The organism is Haloarcula litorea, assembly GCF_029338195.1.
GTDB classification, from domain to species: domain Archaea; phylum Halobacteriota; class Halobacteria; order Halobacteriales; family Haloarculaceae; genus Haloarcula; species Haloarcula litorea.
On the sequence record NZ_CP119779.1, the window covers coordinates 3,107,743 to 3,131,718 of the forward strand.

Consider the following 23,976-nt stretch of genomic DNA (forward strand, 5'->3'; position numbering starts at 1 on the left):
ACCCGCGCCCATGCCTGTCGACAAGGCCGAATTCGACGACGTCCGCTCGTTCGAACTCCACGAGCCGGCGGACGTGCTCGATACGGACAAGCTGTACACCATCCCGGAACTGGCCCGCCTCCTACAGGGCCTGCCGGTGGACGCCGAACTGAGCGACTTCAACGAGTCGGTGTTCATCGACTGGGCCATCCCGTGGATGATCTACTACCAGGACGACCTGGTGTTCGCCGAACCGGACGCGGAGGACGTGGTCGGGCTGTACGGTCTCGACGGATGAACCTCCTCGTCGCGGGCAGCGACCGGGTCGACGCCGGCAAGACGACCTTCACCGTGGGGCTGCTCGCTCACACCGGCGCGCGCGGGTTCAAGCCCCGCGCCGGCAACAACTACTGGTTCGACCACGACGACTACCTGAGAGCCACGGAGGAGGGGCGACTGTACGGCAAGGACGCCGAGCGGCTGGCGGCGGCGTCGCCGGGCGACGTCCGGCCGGAGGAGATCAACCCCATCCACCGGCTCTGGCACCCGTCGCCGGGGCCGAGCACGGGCCTGCTCGGCCGCGAGGACCAGCAGTTCGTCGTCGACCGCGTCGGTCGGGACGGTGCCGGCGAGTTCGTCGTCAACGGCACCGTCGACGTCCCCGACGGCGTCGCGGAGCGGCTCCCGGTCGAGGCAGCGCCGCGTGTCACCTCCGTCCCCGACTTCAACGACCTGATGAGCGCGATGCACGCCGAGGCCCTGTCGGACCTGGCCGCGGACGTCGCCGCCGCGGACCGCGCCGTCGTCGAGTCCTACGGGGACGTGGCACGGCCGCTCTCGGGGCTCGAACCGGACGCCGTCGCGGTCGTGGAACCGGGTCGTGCCCGGTTCTACGACGGTCGTCGCTACGCGAAGGCCTGCGAGATCGCGACTGGGAGCCCCGGCGACGGCCAACTGGAGGAGCGCGTCGACAACGTCGTCGACCTCATCGACCGGACGGGGGCCGTCCGACTGCCGGCGCTTGACGGCGAGACGCGAGCCGACCCCGAGGCCGTCGCCGAGGCCTACGACCACGCCTACGACGCCCTGCTCGCGACCGCGTTCGACTAGAGGTTCGCGAACGCCTCGTCGACCATCTCGCCGGTCGTCGCCACGATGTCTGCCATCTCCTCGTCGGCCGGAGCCATCCCGACGAGCCGGGCGATCCGCATAATGCTGACGTGGTAGACGGCCTGCTGTCCGGGCTCTTCCTGCCAGACGACGACGTTACACGGGAACAGCGCACCGATGCGGTTCTCCGAGGCGTCGAGCGCGCGGTCCGCCATCGCCGGATTGCACGCGCCCAGTACGTAGTAGGGGTCCCGGTCGGCGTCGACCTTCTCGTTGAGCATCTCCGACGGGGAGAACTCCGCCGGGAAGCCGAAGCCGGCGTCGGCGAACGTCTCGCGGACGTGGTCGACGGCCGCCTCGTGATCCATCGCCAGCGTGGCTCGCTTCTCGCCGATGTCGCCCGATTCGACGGCCTCGGGATCGATTGGGAGCGTCATACTCGACCGGACGGGGCGGGCGTGCAAAGACCTTGTTCCCGGTCAGGCCCGCCGGAGTTCGACCACGAACACGGCCCCGGTCGGCTCGTTGTCCTCGATCCACACGTCCCCCCCGTACTGGTCGACGAGGGTCTGTACGAGATAGAGCCCGATCCCGGTCCCGTGGCTCTCGAGGCCGCGCTCGCCCCGGCCGAACACCTCCCTCTTGCGGTCGTCCGGGACGCCCGGCCCGTCGTCGGCGACCCGAACGGTCGCCGTCTCGTCGTCGGCGCTCGCGCTGACGACGACCGAGGGATCGTCGTTCTTGTTGTGTTCGACCGCGTTCTTCAGGAGGTTTCGGAAGACCGAGTCGAGCAGGTCGTCGGCCGCGACGGTCACCCGCGGCAGCGTCCCCTCGACCGTGGCTCGCACGTCGTGCGTGTGCTGGAGTTCCTCGATCTGTCGTTCCAGAGCGTCGGCGAGCCCGACGGGTTCTGTCTCGCGCTCCGGCCGGCGCATCGTCTCCGCGAGGTCCCGTGCGGAGTTGGTCAGTTCGACGGCACTGGCCGCGTTCGTGTGGATCTTCCGGACGTACTCCGCGTGTTCGTCGTCGACGGCGTCGGCGAGCAGCTCCGTGACGGCGGTCACCACCTGGAGGTCGTTCCTGATGTCGTGGCTCATCATCTGGGTGAGCAGTTCCAGGCTGTCCCGCTGGTGTGCCAGCTGGATCTCGGTGTCGAGCTGTTTCAGGGCCGTCGTCGCGTTGGCTCCCAGCAGCCGGGCGAACGCCACGTCCGTCTCGGAGAACGCCGCCGGCTCCGAGGAGGCGACGATGAAGACGCCGAACTCGCCCAGGGGGACGAACAGTTCGCTCCGCATCGGCGTCTCGGGGTTCATCACGCCCCGGGCACTGCTCACGTCGTCGTAGATCAGCACCTCGTCGTTCTGGAAGGCCCTCCAGGCGATCCCCTCGTCGATGGCCGGCGCGTCGCCGATGATCTCCTTGCTCCCGTCGGACTGCGCTACCGGTTCGAGCGCGTCGGTCTCCTCGTCGTAGAAGTGGACCCCGTTGACCCGAAGGCCCAGGATGTCGATCGCTGCCTCGCTGACCAGACGAGCCACCTCCACCGGTGACTCGACCGACAGCATCTCCCTGGTCGCCTCGTGGAGGCGGGTCAGGCTCTCCTCGCGTCGCTTCTCCGCGGACACGTCGGCGAAAAACACCGTCAGTCCGCCCTCGCCGGGGTAGACCCTGACCCGGAACCACTCGTCGAGGGACTCGCTGTAGCGCGTGTACGACGTCTGCGAGCCCGTGTCCCGTGCCCGCTGGAACGCCTTTGGTGCCGGCCCGTCCGCCGCACCCGGGAACACGTCCCAGACACACTCACCGAGCAGTTCCTCCCGTGATCGACCGAGCAGCGTCGTGGCCGCGTCGTTGACGTACGTGTACCGGTCCTCGTCGTCGACCGCGATCACTCCGTCGGAGATCCTGTCGAGCGCGGCAAGCTCGGCCCGCTCGTCGCCCTGCTCGGCACCCATCGTGTCGACTGACGCAGCGAGCGGCCAAAGAAGCTTCGTCGGAGAGTCAGAGCCGCGCGGCCTGCCAGGCCAGTTCGATGTCGCGGTACGCCCCGTCGGTCACGCTCGGTCCGTGGCCGGTGTGCATCGCGGCGAGGTCCTCGTCGACGGTGTCGAGGACGCGGTCGATGCTGTCGACCAGCAGGTCCCGGTCCCCCTCTTCGAGGTCGGTCCGGCCGAACCCCCCGTTCGCGAACACCAGATCGCCCGCGAACAGGACGTTGGCGGCGGCCGAGTAGAAGCAGAGGTGGTCGTCCTTGTGACCGGGCGTGTGTAGCGCCGTGTAGTCGTGGTCGCCGAGCCGGACCGTCTCGCCGTCCGCGATCCCGTGAGTGACGCCGTCCTGGTCCGTGTCGAACCCCCAGACGTCGACGCCGAACGCGTCGACCACCTGGGCGAGGTTGCCGACGTGGTCGTAGTGAGTGTGGGTCAACACGAGCGCGTCGAGTCCCCCGGCGTGTTCGCGGACGGCCCCGGCGGCGTCGAACTCGTTGCCGGCGTCGACCAGCACGGTTCGGTCACCGTCGACGAGGAACGCGTTGCTCGTGAACGAGGTCACGTCCCGAGCGAGGTTTCGGATCACACGCGCCGGTTCGAACGGGGTGAACATGTGGGTGTCGTTCCGGGTCGAATCCGGGGAAGCCGGGACCCACAGGGCTATGTAGTTGGATCCGAAAACGGGGGCCAAGAACAGTATGACAGACTCGCCCGTCGTGTTGATCGTCGAAGACGAACCGGACGTCGCCGAGACGTACAAGCTCTGGTTGCAGGGCGACTACGAGGTCCGGATGGCCCAGAACGGGGACGAGGGGCTGGAACTGCTCGACGAGTCCGTCGACGTGGTCCTCCTCGACCGGATGATGCCCGGGCTGTCGGGGGACGAGGTGCTCGATCGCATCCGCGAGCGGGAACTCGGCTGTCGAGTGGCGATGGTCACCGCCGTCGAACCCGACTTCGACATCCTGGAGATGGGGTTCGACGCCTACCTCTCGAAGCCCATCCGGAGCGAGCAGCTCCACGAGACGGTGTCGAACCTGCTAGAGCGGTCCGAGTACGACTCGATGCTCCAGCAGTACTACGCGCTGGTCGAGAAGCAGGCGACGCTGGAGGCGACCAAGTCGAGCGCCGAACTCGCCGAGAGCGACCAGTACGAGGAGCTCACCGAGGAGATCACCGAGATGCGCGACGGTCTGTCGAACACGCTGGGGGGTATCGAGGACGACGACGACTTCATCGCGACACTCCGGGAACTGGGCGATGACGAAGACAACTGAGGGGGTCAACGATATGTACGATCTCTCGACGACGCTCGATTTCGACGCCCTCGAATCCGTCCGGCCCGGGTCGAGTATCCTCATCTCCGGTCCGGCGATGACGGGCAAGGAACAGCTCGCGTACGACATCCTCTCGGAGGGGGCCCGGAACGGCGACGGCGCGGTCGTCGTCACCACCGGCGACAGCGCCGGCGACGTGGTGGCGGACTTCCGGGACCGGGTCCCCGAGCTCGCCGAGTCACAGCTCGGGATCGTGGACTGCCGCGGCGAGGGCGGGGCCGACTCGGGTGCCGTCGACGGCATCTACGTCCACCAGGTATCCTCGCCCGGCGATCTGACCGGGATCGGGATCGGGATCACGAAGGCCCTGGAGGGACTGCACAACTCCGGCCGAGAGCGGGGACGACTGGCACTGGTGTCGCTGTCGACGATGCTCACCTACACGGACAAGAAGACCGTGTTCAAGTTCTGCCACGTCCTCTCCTCGCGACTGGACGCCGCCGACTACATCGGCGTGTTCACGATCGACTCCGGTGCCCACGACGAACAGACCATCCAGGTCATCAAGCAGGCCTTCGACGGCCTCATCGAGGTCCGGGAGGCCGACGGCGGCGGCCGCGAGTCCCGCGTCCTCGGGCTGTCCGGCGAGCCGACCGACTGGCAGCGGATCTAGTCCTCGAGTTCCTCGACGCGTCGCTCCAGTTCGTCGATCCGGCGCTCCCGGTCTGTCTTCCGGCGCAGCAGGACCAGAACGCCCAGTGCGACCGGGACCGCGAGGACCACGACGGCCAGCAAGAGCAGCCAGAGGATGGGGCTCGCACCGACGGAGACCTGCAGCATAGCTGCCGGTTTCCGGTCCCGCCTACTGAGCGTTACGCCTCGCGTGGAGCAAGACCTTTGCCCCTCGGGGTGTCCCACCCGGTATGGAAGTCACGGTACTCGAAGCGACCGAGGACCCGGAGGAAGTCGTCTGTAAGGCGGCCCGGAACGACTACAGCGAGGAGTTCGTCGGCGACCAGTCGTTCGAGACGACGATGGAGACGATCGAGGGCGACTCCCTCACGGAGAAGAAGGAGACGCTCATCGGTCACCTGCTGGATCACGGTCACTTCGGTCCGTTCGAACACCCGCAGATCACCTTCGCCGTCGAGGGCGTCTCGCGGTCCTGTATGGCACAGATCACGCGCCACCGCCACGTCTCCTTCGACGTCCAGTCGATGCGGTACGTCTCCTTCGACGACGTGGACCCCGACGACGTCCGCGAGGGGGAGCTGGTCGTGGTCCCGCCCTCCGCCACCGACCCGGACTGGGTGGGTCGCAATCAGCGGACCGACGCCGTCGACGAGGACGCCGTCGAACGTCGCGAGGAGATCTTCCGCGACACGGTCGCCGACGCCGTCGAGTCCTACCAGGAACTGCTCGACCTCGGGATGCCGCCGGAGGACGCCCGGTTCGTCCTCCCAATCGGGACGGAGGTCAACATGGTGATGTCGATGAACGCCCGGATGCTGATGCACGTCGCGGACATGCGGGCGGCGGCCGACGCCCAGTGGGAGATCCGGAACATGACGGAAGCGATGCTGGACCACGCGGCCGACTGGTGTCCGCTGACCTTCGACCACTACGAGCGCGAGATGAAGAACCGGAAGAACCGCCTCGCGCCCTGAAACCGGCCGAAATCGGCCCGCTTCGGCGTCTCACCACGGCAACATATTTCTACGTCGGGGATGTACACCGAGTGACCATGAGTCGTGATACCAGCAGGCGAACGTTCCTGAAGCGGACAGGTGCATTAAGTACCGTCAGTCTCGTCGGCCTCGCCGGCTGCTCGACCGAACCGAGCGACGGCGGCGGCGGTGATGGAGGCGACGGTGGTGACGGTGGCGACGGCGGTGACGGCGGCGGATCGACCCCCGACGTGCTGATGGTCGTCGGATACCCGCAGTCCGGCGTCCAGCTGTTCAAGGACTACTACTCGGACTACGGCGACGACACGGTCGACATCCTCGTCACCGACGGCCTGCAGGACGGTTCGTTGCCGGGTGACGTGGGCAACGATATGTCGAACGTCCAGGGGACGGCACCGACCTCCTCCGGGCCCGGCGTCGAGACGTTCCAGGAGCTGTTCACCAGCGAGTTCGACTACGACAGCGCCGGAGTGTTCACCTCGCAGGCATACGACGCCTCGGCCGCGCTCATCCTCGCGAACCTGATGGCCGGTGCGAACGACGGGTCCGGCGTCCGGGACAACCTCCGGGCCGTCGCGAACCCCGGCGGGACCCAGTACACGCCCTCGGAACTGCCGGAGGCAGCCGAGGCCGCCGCCGCCGGCGAGAACATCGAATACGCCGGCGCGTCGAGCAACGTCAACTTCGACGAGAACGGCGACATCACCTCGGCCCGGTATCAGGTGTTCGGCTTCGCCGAGGACAGCGTCGAGACGCGTCAGACGATCGACTTCGGCGGGTCCGGGGACATCCCACAGCCCGAGCCGTCGGGCAGCGGCAGCGGTGCCGACCGGACCGTGCGACTGGGTGTCCTCCAGCCCGAGACCGGCGACCTCGGCCCGCTCGGGCAACCGATCCGGGACGCCGCGCTCCTGCCGGCGATCCAGCTCCGTGACAGCATCGACCAGTCGATCGACACGCAGGTCGGCGACACCCAGTCGACGGCACAGGCGGCCGTCAACGCGGCGAACTCCCTCGTCAGCGCCGGCTACCCGATGATCACCGGTGCGGCCGGTTCGGAGGCGACCATCCAGGTGACGAACAACGTCCTCGTCGACAACGGCGTCACCGCGTGTTCGCCGGCCTCGACCTCGCCGGCGATCACCACGCTGGAGGACGACGACTACCTGTTCCGGACGCCCCCCAGCGACGCCCTGCAGGGCGAGGTGCTCGCACAGGTGGCGACCGAGCAACTGGGGGCGTCGACGGCCTCCACGCTGTACCTCAACAACAGCTACGGCCAGGCGCTCCAGGAGAGCTTCGCGACGGCCTTCGAGAACCGCGACGGGACCATCGTCCAGCAGGTGGGCTTCGAATCCCAGCAGTCCTCGTACACCTCACAGCTCAACAGCGCACTGAACCAGTAGCTACCCGCCGAGGAAGTCCCGGCGGACCTGCTGGTCGTTCAACAGGGTCTCGCCGGCGTCCTGGTAGCGGTTCTTCCCCTGGACGAGCACGTAGCCCCGATCACAGCGCCGCAGCGCCTCTTTCGCGTTCTGCTCGACCATCAGCACCGCCGTCCCGTCGTCGTTGATGCCGTCGATGCGGTCGAACATCTCCGCGACGAGGTCGGGTGCCAGCCCGGCCGAGGGCTCGTCCAGCAGGAGCAGGTCCGGGTCGAGCATCAGCGCCCGGCCCATCGCGAGCATCTGTCGCTGGCCGCCCGAGAGGGTGCCGGCCTTCTGTGCGGACCGCTCCCCGAGGACGGGAAAGCGGTCGTAGACGGCCTCGATCCGGCCTTCGGGGACCTCGTCGAGGATGTACGCCCCCATCTCGAGGTTCTCGCGGACGCTGAGGCTCTCGAAGACGTTGTCGCTCTGTGGGACGTAGCCGATCCCCTCGTGGATGATCTGGTCGGGCCGGCGCTGGCTGATGTCGGCCCCGTCGAAGACGATCTCTCCGCCCATATAGGTCGTCAGTCCGAAGACGGACTTCATCACGGTCGACTTGCCGGCCCCGTTCGGACCGACGACGACCACGTACTCCCCGTCTGCCACGTCCATATCGACGCCGTCTAAGACCTGGAGATCGCCGTAGCCGGCGTCGAGGTCACGCACCGCGAGCAGGCTCTCGGAGGGGTCGGGCAGAGCCGCCTGCTCGGACCGCTGGGCCGTCGGGCTCATACGTCACCCCCGAGATACGCGTCGAGGACGCGTTCGTCGTTCCTGATCGTCTCGGCGTCGCCCTCCGCGAGGACGCTGCCCTGGTGCATCACGATGATGTGCTCGCAGTGTTCCATGATGACGTCCATATCGTGCTCGACCAGCAGGAAGGTCAGGCCCTCCCGCCGGAGTTCGTCGATGCGGTCCAGCAGCTTCTCCTCCAGCGTGGGGTTGACGCCGGCCAGCGGCTCGTCCAGCAGCACCATCTCCGGATCGGTCATCAGGACGCGGGCCATCTCCAGCAGCTTCCGCTGGCCCCCCGAGAGGGTGCCGGCGTTCTCGTGAGCGAGGTGGTCGATCTCGAAGAACTCCAGGGTCTCCCAGGCGTCCTCGAGGACGGCCCGCTCGTCGCGCTGGACCCGGTCGCGCAGGCCCGGCAGGACCGCCCGGACCGCCGACTCGCCGACCTGGCCGGGCGGCGCGAGCATCACGTTCTCGAGGACGGTCATCTCGGAGAGCTCGCGGGCGATCTGGAAGGTCCGGACGAGGCCCCGCTCGGCCAGCGTGTACGGCGGGAGCCCCGTCACGTCTCCCCCGTCGAACCGGACCGTCCCCGCCGTCGGCTCGTGGATCCCGGTGATGCAGTTGAACGTCGTCGACTTGCCGGCCCCGTTCGGGCCGATGAGGCCGGTGAACGACCCCTTCGCGACGCGGAAGTCAGCGCCGTCGACGGCGGTGACGCCGCCGAACTCCTTTCGCAGCCCCTCGACCTCCAACAGGGGCGCGTCGATGGCCGCGCTCGTCGTCGGCGTCTCGGTGTCGGGCGCGGCCGCCGGGTCGACGCGCTCGGCGTCACTCATCGGCCTCACCTCCGGACTCGTGCTCCGGCGACGACGGCCTGTCGAGCGGGACGCTCGCCGCGGGATCGTTCCGGTGGCCCAGGATGCCCTCGGGCTGGTTCTGGATGATCCAGATGAGGACGACGCCGATGAGGACGAACCGGAGCGTGCTGACGTTGGCGAGGACGAACGCCAGCAGCGGCGTCACGTCCAGCGAGCCGAGGGCGGCGACGGCGTCGACGATGTTGCCCGGCGAACTCGTCCCGAAGGTCGGGAAGAACTCCCCGAGCCTGGCCGGGAGGTAGAAGAGGAGCGCCGCGAAGGTCGCCGCCCCCAGGATGCTCCCGGTGTTGGACCCGGCACCGCCGATGATGAGGGCGGCGAAGACGTAGAACGTGATCGCCGGGCGGAACTGCGCCGGCGAGATGTACCCCGCCGACCCCCGGAACAGGGCTCCGGCCAGTCCCATCAGCGCACAGCCGATCATAAAGGCCTTGATCTTGAACAGGCGCGTGTCCTTGCCCAGCGACTGTGTGACGGTCTCGTCCTCCCGGATGGCCTTCAGCACCCGGCCGAAGGGGGAGTCGGCGAGTCGCGACAGCACCCAGTAGCTCCCGACGACCACGACCAGCAGGACCAGCCCGTAGACGATGTTGACGACGTTCGGCCCCGAGACGCCGGCGGCCGACGCGGCGTCGACGAGCGGTGCCCCGATCCCGGTGACGAGGTCGGCGACCACCTCGTCGGGAGCGGGGAAGGAGATGCCCGTCGCGCCGCCGGTCCCGAACCGCTTGCCAAGCACCCGCACCTCGGCGACGCCGCCCCAGTTGACGAACAGGCGGATGATCTCGGAGAGGGCCACGGTGACGATGGCGAGGTAGTCGGCCCGCAGGCGCAGCGCCGGGAGCGCGGCCAGGCCGCCGACCAGCGCGGCCATCAGCATCCCCCCGAGCAGGCCCAGCCAGAGCGGGAGTCCGAACCCCGGCACTCCGCCGGCACCCGGATCGGCCGGTGCGGTCAGGATGGCGGTCGTGTACGCGCCGACGGCCATAAAGCCCGCGACCCCGATGTTGAACAGCCCGGTGTACCCCCACTGGAGGTTCAGCGCCAGCGTCAGAATCGCGTAGGCACCCACGAGCACGGTGACGCTGCCGACGAAGCCGGCCGCCAGGTTCGCCGCGGCGGCACCGTCCCGGACCGAGACCGCGAGCAGCGTCAGGAGGAGCCAGATGCCGACGAGGAACAGCGCCACGAGCGCCGCGTCCGGCAGGTCGTCCAGTCGCGCGCGGAGGTCGGCGGTACTCACGCGGTGGTCACCCCCCCGAAGATGCCGGACGGACGGATGAGCAGGACGACGATGAGGACGGCGAAGGCGGCCGCCCGCGTGAGGCCCGACGGCAGCCAGATGAGCGCGAGGCTGTCGACCAGCCCGATGAGGACGCCGCCGGCCATCGCGCCGTAGATGGAGCCGATCCCGCCGACGATGACGGCGGCGAAGATCAGCAGCAGGAGGATCCACCCGAAGTTGAAGGCGATGGTCCCGCGTTCGAGGACGAGCAGGTAGCCGCTCGTACCCGCGAGCGCTCCCCCCAGGATCCAGGTCAGGCGGACGACCCGTTCGGTCGGGATGCCGGTCACGCGGGCGAGGTCTTCGTTGTCGGCCATCGCGCGCATCGCCTTCCCGAGTTTCGTCCGCTGGAGGAGGACGTGGACGGCGATCATCAGCACGACGGCGACGACCAACAGCGCGAGTTCGTTGTCGGTCACCGCGAGCCCGGTGACGAGCCGGAGCTGGAACCCCACGGTGGCGACGCCGCTGGTCTGTGCGCCGAAGACGAAGGCGATGAGGTACCGCAGCGCCAGCGCCACGCCGATGGAGGCGATGAGCAGGGAGATGTTGTCCGAGTCACGCATCGGGCGGTAGACGAGTCGGTCGACGAGGAGGGTGACTGCTACGGTGCCCACCGCCGCGACCACCAGCCCGAGCAGGACCAGCGCCCACCCCGCCGAGACGCTCAGTTGGTTGCCGTCGTTGAGGAGGAACAGCGAGGAGAAGGGGACGCTCGTCGCGAGGTTCGCGGCGACGTAGGCCGTGACCCAGCCCAGGAACGCGCCGACGGTGACGGTGTCGCCGTGGGCGAAGTTCGCGAAGTCGAGGATACTGTAGGTCATCGACAGCCCGATCCCGGCGAGGCCGACGGCCAGACCGACCAGCAGGCCGTCCAGCAGCATCGTGAACAACGACCCAACGGTGAGCGACCCGCCGAACAGGCGGACCCCGAGGAAGAACACCGTCGTCCCGACCAGCTTCGCGGCGAGGTCGGCGAGCAGGTACGCGACGACGACTGCGACGACGGCGGTCCCCGGCCGCTCGACGGCGATCCGTCGGCCGCCAGTGACTGTGTCTGCGATTCCCATACGTTGGACGCTCTTGGACGCTCGAAGGTAAATAACGCTCCGGTGACGAACCGGGGGCGACCGTGCGTCAGGTTAACGTCGCCCCGGCCGAAGCCACCCCTATGGGCGCAACCGACAGCGGACCCGGGGAGGACCCGGCCACCGACGCCCGCGCGGAGTACGACTACCGCGGGGACGGCGTCGCGCGGCCGGCCCTCGTCGCGGACCTCGAGGACAGAGTCGACGGCGACGTCCGGTTCGACGAGTACTCGCGGCAGCTGTACGCCACCGACGCCAGCGCCTACGAAGTGACGCCGGTGGGGGTCGTCTACCCCGAGTCGACGGCGGACGTCGCGACCGTCGTGGGCTACTGTGCCGACCGCGAGATCCCGGTGCTCCCGCGGGGCGGCGGGACGAGCCTCGCCGGTCAGTCCGTCAACGAGGCCGTCGTCCTCGACTTCACGCGTCACATGGACGACCTGCTGTCCGTCGACCCCGACGCGGAAACCGCGCGGGCACAGCCGGGGGCGCGACTGGGAGACCTGAACGCCGAACTCGCCCCCCACGACCTGAAGTTCGCGCCCGACCCCGCGTGGGGCGACAAGTCGGCGCTCGGGGGCGCGATCGGCAACAACTCGACCGGCGCACACTCCCTGCAGTACGGCAAGACCGACCACTACGTCGAGTCCTGCGAGGTCGTCCTCGCGGACGGCACCGTCACCACCTTCGGCGAGGTGCGCGTCGACGAACTCCGCGAGGCCGGCGACCCCGATGGGGACCTCGAGGCGCGCATCTACGCCGAGGTGGCCCGGCTCCTCGACGAGGAGGTCGACGCCGTCGAGACGGCGTTCCCGCAGCTCAAGCGCAACGTCTCGGGCTACAACCTCGACCGCCTCGTCGCGGAGTACGAGGGCGAGTACGGCGAGGCCGGCACGGTGAACCTCGCGCGCCTGCTGGCCGGCAGCGAGGGGACGCTGGCCGTCGTCACCGAGGCGACCGTCGCCCTCGAACCGGTGCCCGAGACGAAGGCGCTGGCGCTGCTGACCTACGAGGACCTCGTGACCGCGATGGCGGACGTGACGCCCATCCTCGACCACGACCCGGCGGCCGTCGAGGTGCTGGACGACGTCCTGTTGGACCTCGCGGCCGGTACGGAGGAGTTCGGCGACCTCGTCGACAGCATCGTCCCCGAGGGGACCGGCGCGGTCCTGCTCGTGGAGTTCTACGCCGACAGCGACGCCGCGGGCAAGCAGAAGGTCGCGGACCTGCTGGCCGACCGGGTCGGCGACGCGCGGACGCTCGGCGTCCCACAGAGCGGCGCGGAGTCGCTGACCGACGACCCAGTGCGGGCCTTCGACGGCCAGGAGGCCCACGACGAGGCCGAGCGCGAGCGGTTCTGGAAGCTCCGGAAGTCGGGCCTCCCGATCCTGCTGGGCCGGACGAGCGACGCGAAACACATCTCGTTCATCGAGGACACCGCCGTCCCGCCGGCGAACCTCCCGGAGTACGTCGCGGACTTCCAGGAGGTCCTGGACGAGGCGGGGACATTCGCCTCCTTCTACGCCCACGCCGGGCCGGGCTGTCTGCACATCCGGCCGCTGATCGACACCAAGACCCTCGAGGGGATCGAACAGATGGAGACCATCGCCGAGGGCGCGACCGACCTCGTCGTCGAGTACGGCGGCAGCGTCTCCGGCGAGCACGGGGACGGCCGCGCACGCACGCAGTGGAACCACAAGCTGTACGGTGACGAGGTGTGGGGCGTCTTCCGAGACCTCAAGGAGAGCTTCGACCCCGACTGGCTGTTGAACCCCGGGCAGGTCGTCGGCGTCGACGCGGCCGCCGTCGAGGCCGGCGAGGCTCCGCCGCGGGCCGAGACGGTCGACATGACCGAGAACCTGCGGTTCGATCCGGACTACGAGTTCGACTACGACTTCGAGCCGGCGCTCTCCTGGCCCAACGAGAACGGGATGCAGGGGATGGTCGAGCTCTGTCACGGCTGTGGCGGCTGTCGCGGCCCCCAGGAGACGACGGGGGGCGTGATGTGTCCGACATACCGGGCGGCCGACGAGGAGGTCACTGCCACTCGGGGCCGGGCGAACATGCTCCGGCAGGCGATGAGCGGCGACCTGCCCGACGACCCCACCGACGAGGCGTTCGCGACGGAGGTACTGGACCTCTGTATCGGCTGCAAGGGGTGTGCCCGGGACTGCCCGAGCGAGGTGGATATGGCGAAACTGAAGGTCGAGGTCGAACACGCCCGCCACGAGGAACACGGCGCGAGCCTCCGGGAGAAGGTGTTCGCCAACGTCGACACGCTGAGCCGGGTCGGGAGCGCGCTCGCGCCGCTCTCGAACTGGGCGCAGTCGCTGCCGGGCAGCGACTACCTCGCGGAGAAGGCCCTCGGGATCGCCCGCGAGCGCGACCTCCCGACCTTCCACCGGGAGTCCTTCGAGGACTGGTGGGCCGACCGCGGACCGACGGTCCCCGAGGAGGAGGCCGAGCGCCGGGCGCTGCTGTTCCCGGACACGTACAACAACTACAGCCACCCGGCCACGCTGAAAGACGCCGTCGTGGTGCTCGAGGCCGCCGGCGTCCACGTCCGGGTACCCGACGACGTGACCGCCTCGGGCCGGGCCGCCCACTCGAAGGGGTTCGTCGACACCGCCCGCGAGCGGGCGGCGACCAACGTCGAGGCGCTCGCCCCCCGGGTCGACGACGGCTGGGACGTGGTGGTGGTCGAACCGTCCGACGCCGTGATGTTCCAGTCCGACTACCTCGACCTGCTGGGTCACGACCACGACGGCGCGACGACGGTCGCCGGCAACGCCTTCGGCGTCTGCGAGTACCTCGACCGCTTCGCGCTGGACGGCCGCGTCGACTGGACGGCCGACGACGCCGCGCTCACCTACCACGGCCACTGCCACCAGAAGGCCGTCGGCAAGGACCACCACGCCGTGGGCGTCCTCCGGCGGGCCGGCTACGACGTGGACCCGCTGGACTCCGGGTGCTGTGGGATGGCCGGCAGCTTCGGCTACGAGGCCGAACACTACTCGATGAGCAAGGCCATCGCAAAGATCCTCTACGATCAGGTCGACGCCAGCGACGGCGACGAGGTGGTCGCGCCCGGGGCCTCCTGCCGGACGCAACTGTCCGACCGACCGCTCACCGACGACCCGCCCCATCCGGTGACCAAACTCGCAGACGCCGTCGGGACGTAGGGGGTCTTCTCCCCCGCATTCACAGCGCTTTTATGCTGTCCTCGGGACTATCAGCTATATGTTCCGCGGGGCGTCCGTCGTCGTCGCCGCTCTACTGGTCTGTAGCCTCGCGAGCGGGCCAGCGGTCGGCGACGCGGCGACGGGCAGCCTCCAGACGCCGGACCGGTTCGACTCGACGACGTTTCAGGTGACCGTCTACGAGAACGGGTCGGCCCGGTGGGCCATCGTCCACGAGACGCCGCTGACCAACGAGAGCCAGCGTGAGAACTTCGAGGCGTACGCCAGCGAGTTCGAGCGGAACCGGACGGACCTGTACGCGAGCTTCGTGCGCAACGCCGGCGCGCTCACCAGGTTCGGGACCAACGCGACGGACCGGGAGATGAACGCGACTGACTTCCGGCGGTCGGCGTCGGTCCGTGCGCGGCCCGGTGGGAGTATCGGACAGGTACGGATGTCGTTCCGCTGGACGAACTTCGCACGCGTCGACGGCGACAGGGTCGTCGTCGCCGACGTGTTCGAGGGCGGGTTCTACGTCGGTCCCGACCAGGCGCTCGTCGTCGAGCGCGGCCCCGGCCTCGCGTTCGCACAGGTGTTGCCGCAGCCGGACTCACAGAGCAACCCCGACGCCCTGGCCGGCAGCGAGAGCGTGACCTGGAACGGGGAGCGATCGTTCGTGGACCAGCGGCCATACGTCGAACTCCGGCCCCGGTCGGCGGTCGAGACGCAGTCGGGAGGTGACGGGGAGGCCGGCCAGCAGAGCGACGGGACGAGCGCCGAGCCGACCCCCGGGGAGTCCGGCGACGGCTCGGCGTGGCCGCTGATGGCCGCCGCGCTGCTGATCGCGCTCGGCGTCGTCGCCGCCGCGGCCTGGCGCTCCAGCGGTGCGCCGTCGCTGTCCGGGTTACTCGGGAGCGACGACGGGGCAACGGCGGCCACGGACGGGACTGCCGAGCCGGCCTCGGAGGCCGGAGCCGAGCAGGCGACCGACGAGCCCGCGGTCCCCGACGAAGAGCTGCTGAGCGACAGCGACCGCGTGCTGTCGCTGCTCGAAGAGAACGGGGGACGGATGAAACAGGTCGACATCGTCGAGCGCACCGACTGGTCGAAGTCCAAGGTCAGTATGCTCCTGTCGGACATGGAGGACGACGGCGAGATCAGCAAGCTGCGAGTCGGCCGCGAGAACATCATCAGCATCGCCGGCGAGGAGCCGGACGCCGCCGGCTCGCCCTTCGACGAGGAGTGAGAAACCCACCCAGGGCGGCCCCGAAACACAATCATTATACGTTCCAGCGCCGTCCGAACAAGTGGACGCTCCGTTGGTGTAGTCCGGCCAATCATATCACCCTCTCACGGTGATGACCAGGGTTCGAATCCCTGACGGAGCACTCTTTCGGTCGGAACGTGTCGAGCGACAGCGAGACCGTTCGACGCCGATGCGACGAGGGGATTCGAATCACGGCGGGCCGAGGGGAGCGAGGTCTGGCATCGGGTTCGAATCCCTGACGGAGCACTCTTTCGGTCGGAACGTGTCGAGCGACACGCCCGGGGCTTCTTTGGTGAGACAGCCGACGTTGGCGTATGGCACCGCCGCTGCTTCCGACGCTCGGTCTGGTCGTCGTCCTGCTCGCCTGTAGTGCCTTCTTCTCCAGCAGCGAGACGGCGCTGTTCTCGCTGTCGCGGGAGGCCCTCGCGGAGGCGGCCCGGACCGACCCGCGTGCGGCCGCCGTCGAGGACGTGCTGGCCGACCCCCACCGGCTCCTCGTGACGCTGCTGGTGGGGAACAACGTCGTCAACGTCGCGCTGTCGAGCCTGCTGACGGCGCTGCTGGCCGAGCGGCTCGACCCGGGACTGGCCGTCGTCGCGACGACGGTCGTCGCCAGCACCGTCGTCCTCGTCGGGGGCGAGATCGTCCCGAAGTCCTACGGCCTCGGGCACGCGCAGTCGTACGCGGTGCGGGTGATCCGCCCGCTCCGGTACGTCGAACTCCTGCTGTACCCCGTCGTCACGGTGTTCGACGCACTCACGCGGGTGCTGTCGGCGAAGATCGGCGGCCAACAGGCCATCGAGCGACCGTACGAGGACGACTAGCCGAGGCGACCGCGGAGGGCACCGGTCACGCGCCGCCAGCCGCCACGGAGGGACCGCTCCGACCAGTGGAACTCGACGCCGGCCCAGACCACGGCGGTGACGAGACCGAGCGCGGCGAACGCGAGGTCGGTGAACCGGACCCAGGAGGGGGCGACGTACAGCAGGCCGTTGGCGACCAGACTCGGGGTGAGCGCCTTCAGCCCGATCCAGAACCGGTCGACGAGGGGGAGCGTCTGTCCGCCGACGCCGCCGGCCGTCGCGTTCGTCCGGTTCCGTACGTCCGCGACGACGGCCGCGGTGTCCCCGGGCCGCTCGGCGACTGCCTCGCGGTACTGGGCGGCCGGCCCGCCGGTGCTCTCGTCACCGGTCCCCAGCCGCTCCACGTCGTAGGGCATCCCGACGTCGAGTCGCCAGACGACCTCGCCGTCGGGACCGACCTCGGCCACGCGGTCGCCGTGGGAGTCGACGACGAGCGTGTTCCCGTCGGGGAGCCGGTCGGCGTCGCGGGGCCACTGGAGGCGCGCGTCCCGCCAGATCCAGGCGTGGGTCCAGCCGTCGTCCGTCCGGCTGTACTCGACGATGCGACCGTTCTCGGAGTCGGCGACGAGGACGGCGGGGCCGCCGTGCTCCGCCGGGATGTAGTCGGGGTTGTGCTGCTCGTAGAGGCGGTCGTGGTTCCCGTCCGAGCCGAGCGTCCGGCTCTCGTCGACCGCCCAGCCGTCCGGGCCGCGTTCGAGGAAGATCACCGAGTCCATGTTCCGCGGGCTGACCATCACGCTCCCGTCGGCCAGCAGTTCCACGTCGTTGATGTGGGTCCAGTCACCGTCGGAGCCGCCGGCCGAGCGGTCGTAGTGGGCCGATGCGTTCCAGCGCCACTCGATCTCGTCGTCCCGGGTGTCGACCGCGTAGACGCCGTCGTTCACGATGTCCGCGACGAGGAGGTGCGTGTCGTTGATGCGGTCCACGTCGTGCCACCGCGCGGAGTAGATCCGCGGCGTGACGTCCGCGTACACTCGCTCGCGGTCGCCGGTCGTCAGGTTCGCGCGGACGACGACGTTCCGGGTGCACTCCTCGCTGGAGACGTTCGCACAGGCCGCGCCGTCGAGGTGTTCGGCCGCGACGTACTCGACGGTGTAGCGCTCGCCCTCGACGGGGTCCACGTCGAAGTAGACGCGGTAGCGGTCCTCGTAGTAGACGACGGTCCCGTTCGGCGTGACGGCGGCCAGTTCGGCCGTCTCGTCGCTGACGTAGAACCCCTGCGTCGCGACGACGGTGAGGTTCCGGTCGGTGCGTGAGACGACCCGGGAGACCCGTTCCGTCGACCAGTTCTCGCCGCGGGTCGGTCGCTCGGACGCCCGCTCGAACCGGGGAGCGAGGTCGATCGCCGCCCCGTCCGTCGAGACCGCGGCGCGCGTCGCGGTGTCGTCGGCGTCGCTCCCGTTCGACGCCGCCGTGGCCCGCGTGTCACCGGCAGCGGTGAGGCCGCTGGCCGTGGCGTATGAGCCCCCGACCGCGAGGAGCGAGACGAGTACGAGCGTGAGAAAGACGAGACGAACTGCCGATTCACGACGACCTGTCACGGGCGAGTCGTCGCCGTCGGACGGGAAGGGCCTTCTGGACGGTCAGATCGGATTTTGAGCGTTCACTCCCCGTGCCACTCCGCCTCACACCCCTCGTCGCAGAAGTGGACGGTGTGGACGCTGCCGTCCTCGATCCGCGTGGAGACGCGGTGTGTCACCTCGTTGGCGATCGGTTCGCCACACACCGCACAGTCCGGGGCCTCCTCCTCGTCGATGTCCTCGTGGTGATCCGAAGTGGGGTCGACCATGGTATCGGAGGTGCGTGGTCACCCTACTTAATCCCACATACTCGCCGCTGTGACCTCCGTGGCCCTACCTGTCCCGCGTGACGCTCTCCCCGGGGGTCGTCGTCGCGCCGGCCGAGAGGACGACCCCCGGATTCAGGCTCGTGTTGATCGCCGTCCGGACGCCGTCGCCGGCGACGACGCCGTACTTCCGGCGACCGGTCGGGACCCGGTCGCCCTTCACGGTCTGTCGTACCTTCTCGCCGTCGTGTCGGAGGTTCGCCACCTGCGTCCCCGCGCCGAAGTTCACGTCCTCCCCGAGGAGGCTGTCGCCGACGTAGGAGACGTGCGGGACGTTCGAGTCGGCCATCACGACGCTGTTCTTGACCTCGACGCCGTGCCCGACGTGGACGTTCTCGCCCAGCAGCGTCGCCCCGCGGACGTAGGCGTTCGGTCCCACCGTCGCGCCCGAACGGATCAGTGCCGGCCCTTCGACGACGACGCCGGGTTCGACGACCGCCCCCGATTCGACCACGACGGTCCCCCGGAGGTCGGCGTCGCCGCGTACCTCGCCGTCGATACGGCGCTCCTGCTCGCCGAGCTTCCACTCGTTCGCCGCGAGCAGTTCCCAGGGCCGCCCGACGTCGAGCCAGCGGTCCACTTCGACGGCCGTCACCGACCGCTCGTCGACGACGCGGGCCAGCACGTCCGTGATCTCCCGCTCGCCGCGCTCGCTCGGGTCCACGTCGAGCCACTCGCGGGCCTCGGCGGGGAAGACGTACGCGCCGGCGTTTGCCAGCTCCGTCGGCGGGTCGCTCGGTTTCTCGACGACGCCGGTGACCGTGTCGCCGTCCGTCGAGAGGACGCCGTAGTTCGAGGGGTCGCCGACGCGGTAGGCCGCGACCGACGGAGCGGCGTCGAACAGCGCCGCCAGCCCCGCGTGGTCGTAGAGGTTGTCGCCGTTCAGGACGGCGAAGGGCCCGTCGAGGTGGTCGCGGGCGGCCGCGACGGCGTCGGCGGTGCCGCGCTGTTCCGCCTGGACGGCGAACCTGACCGGGACGCCCCGGTAGCTGTCGCCGAAGTACGAGCGCACCGCGTCGGCCTCGTAGCCGACGACGAAGATCAGTTCCTCGGCACCCGCCTCGACCGCGCCGTCGGCCGTGTGGGCCACGAGCGGGCGGTCGGCGACGGGCAGCATCGGCTTCAGCGTGTTCGCGGTCAGCGGTCGCATCCGGGTCCCTTCGCCGGCCGCGAGGACGACTGCTTGCATAGCCGCCCCCTCGCCCGGCCGGGAAAAATAGCTACCGCAGTCCGACGGTCGGCGGGGACCCGATCCAGCGCTCAGTCCGCTCGCGGCTCGACGAAGGCGTTGGCAACTGCGGCGCGCCCGAGCGTCCGGACCCGCGACTCGATGTCCGGGTCGCGGAACTCGCCGTCCCCGTCGAACTCGCTGGCGGCCCCGCGGATGCCGACCTCCTGAGGGAGCGTCCACCCGCGGACGTGACGGACACCGGTCCGGAGGTGCTCGAACGTCTGTCCGTACTCTCCGCCGCCGGCCGTCGCGAGCAGGCCGAACGTGACGTTCTCGCAGTCGTCCCGGCCGAGGTAGTCCAGCGCGTTCTTCAGCGCCGAGGAGACCATCCCGTGGTAGACCGGCGTCCCGAGCAGGACCGCGTCGGCGTCCCGAACGGTCCGTTTCAGCACCGCGGCGTCGCCGCGGTCACGGTCGTCCGGGTCGAACAGCGGCAGATCGAACTCCCGGAGATCGAGCAGTTCGGTCTCGGCTCCCGCCGCCGCGGCGGCGTCGAGCGCGTGTCGGAGGGCGAGTCGCGTCGTGCTCTCGTCGCGGAGACTCCCGCTGACGGCGACGACGGTGGGCGTCTCGGTCATCGGCGACAGTTGGCCGTCAGCGCGGTTAAGGCCTTCAGTCGGCGACAGGGCTGTCGCTCGGAGAACAGATACGACGGAGATGTGCTCGGTATGGGATTTGAACCCATGTCCTCGGCTCGAAAGGCCAAGATGATTGGCCGGACTACACCAACCGAGCGCATCCTGGCGTTCCGGGTGGAGTGATTTAATCCCATCGAAAGGCGACCCCACCTGCGGGACCGTCACACGGCCGGACGGCGAACGACTGTCGCGGGACCGGAGTCAGGTCGGCCCTCGTCGACGGGCCGACGTCGCCTCACTTGCCCTCGAACTCCGGCTCGCCGTCGCCCATGAAGGCCGTGATGCCCTCCATCACGTCCTCGGTGCCGATGAGGTGGCCGAACGCCTGGGACTCGACCTCGAGGCCGGCCTCGGTGTCGTCGCGGCCGGCGTGCATCGCGCGCTTGGTGAACCGCTGGGCGACCGGCGGGCCGGCCGCGAGGTCCGCGGCCAGTTCGAACGCCCGGTCCTCGAGTTCGTCGTTGCCGACGACCTCGTTGACGAAGCCGTAGTCGGCCATCTCTTCGGCGTCGTAGCGCTCGGCGGTGAAGATGATCTCCTTGGCGCGGCCCTCGCCGACGATGTTGGCGAGCCGCTGCGTGCCGCCCCAGCCGGGGAGCAGACCGAGGTTGTGTTCGGGCTGGCCGAGCTCGGAGCGCTCGGAGGCCACGCGCAGGTCGGCACAGGTCGCCAGCTCCATCCCGCCGCCGAGGGCGTACCCGTCGATGCCGGCGACGACCGGCATGTCGACGTCCTCGAGCTTGCCGAACGTCTCCTGGCCCTTCTTCGAGAGTTCCACGGCCTCGAGCGGCGTCGCGTTCGACGCCATCGACTGGACGTCCGCGCCCGCGGAGAACGCCTTGTCGCCCGCGCCGGTCAGGAGGATCGACCGCACCTCGTCGTCGGCCTCCAGCAGGTCGACGGCCTCGGCGAGCTCGTCCATCAGGTCCGGGCTGACCGTGTTCATCCGGTGGGGCCGGTCGAGCTCGATGTGGCCGACCATCTCGCCGGGGTACTCGACGGTGACGTTCTCGAACTCGGTCTCGCCCTCGTCGTCGTCGCCGTAGAAGCCGCCCACCTCTGCGGCGGCCAGCAGGCCGTCCGAGACGTCGTAGCGCCGTTCGCCGGTCTCCTCGACGAGGTCCTCCAGGGTCTCGACGAGCGTGTCGAGCCCGGCGTCGTCGCCCAGTCGTGCCGGTCCCTCGGGGAAGCCGCCGCCGAGCATCACGGCCTCGTCGATGTCCGCGACGGGTGCCACGTCGTTCTGGACGAGCTTGCCGACCTCGTTGGCCATCACGGCCAGCAGCCGCTTCTCGACGTCCTCGCGACCGGCGTCGGTCGGGATGTCGACGCCGCCGTCCTCGTAGTCGTAGAAGCCCTCGCCGGACTTCTTGCCGAGCTCGTCGTTCTCGACCTTCTGTTCGAGCAGGGGACAGGGCTCGTAGGCGTCACCCAGCACCTGGTGCATGTACTCCAGGACGTGCAGCCCGACGTCGTTGCCCACCTGGTCGGAGAGCTCGAACGAGCCCATCGGCAGGCCCATGTCGAACTTCGTCGTCGAGTCGACCTCGGCGATGGTCGCCACGTCGTCGTGGACCAGCCAGCAGGCCTCGTTCATCAGCGGGACGAGGATGCGGTTGACGATGAACCCCGGCGAGTCCTTGCGCACGCGGACCGGCGTCTTGTCGAAGTCCTCCGCGAGGGCCTCGATGGCCGACAGCGTCTCCTCGCTGGTGTGAGCGCCGGAGATGACCTCGACCAGCTGCATCCGCACCGGCGGGTTGAAGAAGTGCATCCCGCAGAACTGCTCGGGCCGATCGGTCACCTCCGAGAGCTCCGTGATCGAGAGGCTGGAGGTGTTCGTCGCGAAGATGGCATCGTCGGGGGCGTGTGCCTCAACGTCGGTGTAGACGTCTTTCTTGATCTCCATCTTCTCGGGGACGGCCTCGATGACCACGTCCGCGTCGCCGACGGCCTCCGCGACGTCGACGAGCGGTGTGACACGCCCCAGTGCCGCCTCGGCCTCGTCGTCGGTGAGCTGGTCCTTCTCGGCGAGCTTCTCCAGCGACCACTCGATGTTGTCGTAGCCGTCCTGGACGAACTCCTCTTTGATGTCGCGCATCCGCACCTCGTAGCCGGCGAGCGCGGCGACCTCGGCGATGCCGTGGCCCATGTTCCCCGCGCCCAGCACCGCGATCGTCTCGATGTCCTCGAAATCCATGACGTGTACTCCCACTGTCGGCCGACGTTTCAACGTTTCTCTCGGGGAGAAACATCTCTGCCGTTTATTTCGGATTACAAACCATTATTTGGGTCGTGTGTGAACACGCCCCGTATGGACTTCGAACTCAGCGACGAGCAACGACAGATTCGCGACGAGGTCCGCCGGTTCGCGGAGAACGAGATCCGGCCGGCCGCGACGGAGTACGACCGCGCCGAGAAGTTCCCCCACGAGATCGTCGAGAGGGCCGCCGAGATGGGGCTGACGGGGGCGAACATCCCGCTGGAGTACGGCGGGGCCGGCTACGACACGCTGACCAACGCCATCATCGCCGAGGAGCTGTTCGCGGCCGATCCCGGCATCGGCCTGTGCATCCAGTCGGCCGCGTTCGGGGCCGACGCCCTCGTCGGGTTCGGGACGGAGGCCCAGAAGGAGGAGTACCTCGAACCGGTCGCCCGCGGGGACGCGCTGATGGGGACGGCGATCTCCGAACCCGACACCGGCTCGGACGTCTCCTCGGTGTCGACCCAGGCCCGCAAGGAGGGCGACGAGTGGGTCGTCGACGGCAACAAGATGTGGATCACCAACGGCTCTGTCGGGGACTACTTCGTCGTCCTCTGTGAGACCGACCCCGACGCCGAGGGGCGCTACAACGGCTTCTCGCAGATCCTCGTCGAGTCCGACCGCGACGGCTTCGAGGCCGAGAAGATCACGGGCAAACTGGGCATCCGGGCCTCGGACACCGCCGAGCTCGTTCTGAACGACGTGCGCGTTCCCGAGGAGAACCTCGTCGGGACCCGCGGGGCCGGCTTCCTCCAGATCATGCAGTTCTTCGACGAGACCCGGACCGGCGTCGCCGCCCAGGGGGTGGGGATCGCCCGCGGTGCGGCCGAACGCGCCCTCGACTACGCCCAGGACCGCGAGCAGTTCGGCCAGCCCATCTCGGAGTTCCAGGCCATCCAGCACAAGCTCGCGGAGATGTACACCGAGATCGAGGCGGCCCGCCAGCTCACCTACAAGTCCGCCTGGAGCGTCGACAACGCCGACGACCAGCTCACCCAGCTGGCGTCGATGGCAAAGGAGAAGGCCTCCCGCGTGGCCGTCGAGACGGCCGACGAGGCGGTCCAGATCCACGGCGGAGCCGGCTACGTCGACGACTTCGACGTCGAACGGTTCTACCGCGACGCGAAGATCACCCAGATCTACGAGGGGACCACCGAGATCCAGAAGAACATCATCGCCCGCGAACTGCTCGGCAAGGGGATGGTCTGAGACGGCGGTCGCAGCCGTT

Annotated in this window: 23 protein-coding genes and 2 tRNA genes; 11 read left to right on the forward strand and 14 right to left on the reverse strand. The window is 69.1% G+C overall.

The window, feature by feature from the left end:
* Positions 1–10 precede the first annotated feature (10 nt).
* Both P0592_RS16610 and P0592_RS16615 read left to right on the forward strand, forming a co-directional pair.
* Complete coding sequence (locus P0592_RS16610; RefSeq protein WP_276272028.1) at positions 11–277, forward strand: DUF5827 family protein; 267 nt, start codon at positions 11–13, stop codon at positions 275–277.
* Entirely contained in the window at positions 274–1,089 is an 816-nt protein-coding gene (locus P0592_RS16615; protein ID WP_276272029.1) for an ATPase, read from the forward strand. Before P0592_RS16610 ends, P0592_RS16615 begins: the two co-directional genes overlap by 4 nt.
* On the opposite strand, the gene P0592_RS16620 is transcribed toward P0592_RS16615, so the two are convergent.
* The 3 genes from P0592_RS16620 to P0592_RS16630 are packed head-to-tail and all read right to left on the reverse strand — an operon-like array spanning position 1,086 to position 3,666.
* Complete coding sequence (locus P0592_RS16620; RefSeq protein WP_276272030.1) at positions 1,086–1,526, reverse strand: DUF302 domain-containing protein; 441 nt, start codon at positions 1,524–1,526, stop codon at positions 1,086–1,088. The genes P0592_RS16615 and P0592_RS16620 overlap by 4 nt on opposite strands.
* Before the next feature lie 42 nt (positions 1,527–1,568).
* The gene (locus P0592_RS16625; protein WP_276272031.1) at positions 1,569–3,044 is read right to left on the reverse strand and encodes a sensor histidine kinase; all 1,476 of its coding nucleotides are present in this window, start codon (positions 3,042–3,044) and stop codon (positions 1,569–1,571) included.
* A 46-nt stretch (positions 3,045–3,090) separates the two neighbouring features.
* The gene (locus tag P0592_RS16630; protein WP_276272032.1) at positions 3,091–3,666 is read right to left on the reverse strand and encodes an MBL fold metallo-hydrolase; all 576 of its coding nucleotides are present in this window, start codon (positions 3,664–3,666) and stop codon (positions 3,091–3,093) included.
* Between the two features lie 112 nt (positions 3,667–3,778).
* Here P0592_RS16630 and P0592_RS16635 point away from each other — a divergent pair, with 112 nt between their 5' ends.
* Positions 3,779–4,357, forward strand: a complete 579-nt coding sequence (locus P0592_RS16635) for a response regulator transcription factor (RefSeq protein WP_276272033.1) — start codon at positions 3,779–3,781, stop codon at positions 4,355–4,357.
* Complete coding sequence (locus P0592_RS16640) at positions 4,341–5,030, forward strand: RAD55 family ATPase (RefSeq protein ID WP_419181108.1); 690 nt, start codon at positions 4,341–4,343, stop codon at positions 5,028–5,030. The genes P0592_RS16635 and P0592_RS16640 overlap by 17 nt, the downstream gene beginning before the upstream one ends.
* Here P0592_RS16640 and P0592_RS16645 read toward each other — a convergent pair.
* Positions 5,027–5,197: a hypothetical protein gene (locus P0592_RS16645; RefSeq protein ID WP_276272034.1), complete on the reverse strand. Its 171-nt coding sequence runs from the start codon at positions 5,195–5,197 to the stop codon at positions 5,027–5,029. The two genes, P0592_RS16640 and P0592_RS16645, sit on opposite strands and share 4 nt — an antisense overlap.
* Before the next feature lie 83 nt (positions 5,198–5,280).
* On the opposite strand from P0592_RS16645, the gene thyX reads away from it, so the two are divergent.
* Positions 5,281–6,024 (forward strand): FAD-dependent thymidylate synthase, encoded by a 744-nt coding sequence (gene thyX / locus P0592_RS16650; protein WP_276272035.1) that lies wholly within the window; start codon positions 5,281–5,283, stop codon positions 6,022–6,024.
* Between the two features lie 77 nt (positions 6,025–6,101).
* On the forward strand, positions 6,102–7,451 hold the full coding sequence (locus P0592_RS16655; RefSeq protein WP_276272036.1) for an ABC transporter substrate-binding protein: 1,350 nt from the start codon (positions 6,102–6,104) through the stop codon (positions 7,449–7,451).
* Here the strand turns inward: P0592_RS16655 and P0592_RS16660 are convergent, their stop codons facing one another.
* Genes P0592_RS16660 through P0592_RS16675 form a run of 4 tightly spaced genes read right to left on the reverse strand, consistent with a single transcriptional unit; the run spans position 7,452 to position 11,443 of the window.
* Positions 7,452–8,207: an ABC transporter ATP-binding protein gene (locus P0592_RS16660; RefSeq protein WP_276272037.1), complete on the reverse strand. Its 756-nt coding sequence runs from the start codon at positions 8,205–8,207 to the stop codon at positions 7,452–7,454.
* Positions 8,204–9,046 carry an ABC transporter ATP-binding protein gene (locus tag P0592_RS16665; protein ID WP_276272038.1) on the reverse strand — a complete coding sequence of 281 codons (843 nt, stop codon included), beginning with the start codon at positions 9,044–9,046 and terminating at the stop codon, positions 8,204–8,206. The genes P0592_RS16660 and P0592_RS16665 overlap by 4 nt, the downstream gene beginning before the upstream one ends.
* Positions 9,039–10,331, reverse strand: coding sequence for a branched-chain amino acid ABC transporter permease (locus P0592_RS16670; protein ID WP_276272039.1), 1,293 nt, complete (start codon positions 10,329–10,331; stop codon positions 9,039–9,041). The genes P0592_RS16665 and P0592_RS16670 overlap by 8 nt, the downstream gene beginning before the upstream one ends.
* Positions 10,328–11,443, reverse strand: a complete 1,116-nt coding sequence (locus tag P0592_RS16675) for a branched-chain amino acid ABC transporter permease (protein WP_276272040.1) — start codon at positions 11,441–11,443, stop codon at positions 10,328–10,330. Before P0592_RS16675 ends, P0592_RS16670 begins: the two co-directional genes overlap by 4 nt.
* A 101-nt stretch (positions 11,444–11,544) precedes the next feature.
* Here P0592_RS16675 and P0592_RS16680 point away from each other — a divergent pair, with 101 nt between their 5' ends.
* The 4 genes from P0592_RS16680 (at position 11,545) to P0592_RS16695 (ending at position 16,731) form a co-directional block, all read left to right on the forward strand.
* Positions 11,545–14,643 carry an FAD-binding and (Fe-S)-binding domain-containing protein gene (locus tag P0592_RS16680; protein ID WP_276272041.1) on the forward strand — a complete coding sequence of 1,033 codons (3,099 nt, stop codon included), beginning with the start codon at positions 11,545–11,547 and terminating at the stop codon, positions 14,641–14,643.
* A gap of 58 nt (positions 14,644–14,701) precedes the next feature.
* Positions 14,702–15,886, forward strand: a complete 1,185-nt coding sequence (locus tag P0592_RS16685) for a helix-turn-helix transcriptional regulator (protein WP_276272042.1) — start codon at positions 14,702–14,704, stop codon at positions 15,884–15,886.
* Between the two features lie 67 nt (positions 15,887–15,953).
* Positions 15,954–16,028 (forward strand) — tRNA-Glu (locus tag P0592_RS16690).
* A 193-nt stretch (positions 16,029–16,221) separates the two neighbouring features.
* A complete protein-coding gene (locus P0592_RS16695) occupies positions 16,222–16,731 on the forward strand; it encodes a DUF21 domain-containing protein (protein WP_276272043.1) in 510 nt (169 codons plus the stop codon).
* Here P0592_RS16695 and P0592_RS16700 read toward each other — a convergent pair.
* From P0592_RS16700 to P0592_RS16725, 6 genes are all read right to left on the reverse strand, one after another.
* Entirely contained in the window at positions 16,728–18,311 is a 1,584-nt protein-coding gene (locus P0592_RS16700; protein ID WP_276272044.1) for a hypothetical protein, read from the reverse strand. The genes P0592_RS16695 and P0592_RS16700 overlap by 4 nt on opposite strands.
* 62 nt (positions 18,312–18,373) lie before the next feature.
* Positions 18,374–18,559 (reverse strand): DUF7576 family protein, encoded by a 186-nt coding sequence (locus P0592_RS16705; RefSeq protein ID WP_276272045.1) that lies wholly within the window; start codon positions 18,557–18,559, stop codon positions 18,374–18,376.
* A 64-nt stretch (positions 18,560–18,623) separates the two neighbouring features.
* Complete coding sequence (gene glmU, locus P0592_RS16710; RefSeq protein WP_276272046.1) at positions 18,624–19,805, reverse strand: bifunctional sugar-1-phosphate nucleotidylyltransferase/acetyltransferase; 1,182 nt, start codon at positions 19,803–19,805, stop codon at positions 18,624–18,626.
* A 71-nt stretch (positions 19,806–19,876) separates the two neighbouring features.
* On the reverse strand, positions 19,877–20,425 hold the full coding sequence (locus P0592_RS16715; RefSeq protein WP_276272047.1) for an NADPH-dependent FMN reductase: 549 nt from the start codon (positions 20,423–20,425) through the stop codon (positions 19,877–19,879).
* An 82-nt stretch (positions 20,426–20,507) separates the two neighbouring features.
* Positions 20,508–20,582, reverse strand: a tRNA-Glu gene (locus tag P0592_RS16720).
* A gap of 138 nt (positions 20,583–20,720) precedes the next feature.
* On the reverse strand, positions 20,721–22,685 hold the full coding sequence (locus tag P0592_RS16725; RefSeq protein ID WP_276272048.1) for a 3-hydroxyacyl-CoA dehydrogenase/enoyl-CoA hydratase family protein: 1,965 nt from the start codon (positions 22,683–22,685) through the stop codon (positions 20,721–20,723).
* Between the two features lie 114 nt (positions 22,686–22,799).
* Here P0592_RS16725 and P0592_RS16730 point away from each other — a divergent pair, with 114 nt between their 5' ends.
* Positions 22,800–23,957: an acyl-CoA dehydrogenase family protein gene (locus tag P0592_RS16730; protein ID WP_276272049.1), complete on the forward strand. Its 1,158-nt coding sequence runs from the start codon at positions 22,800–22,802 to the stop codon at positions 23,955–23,957.
* Positions 23,958–23,976: the final 19 nt, after the last annotated feature.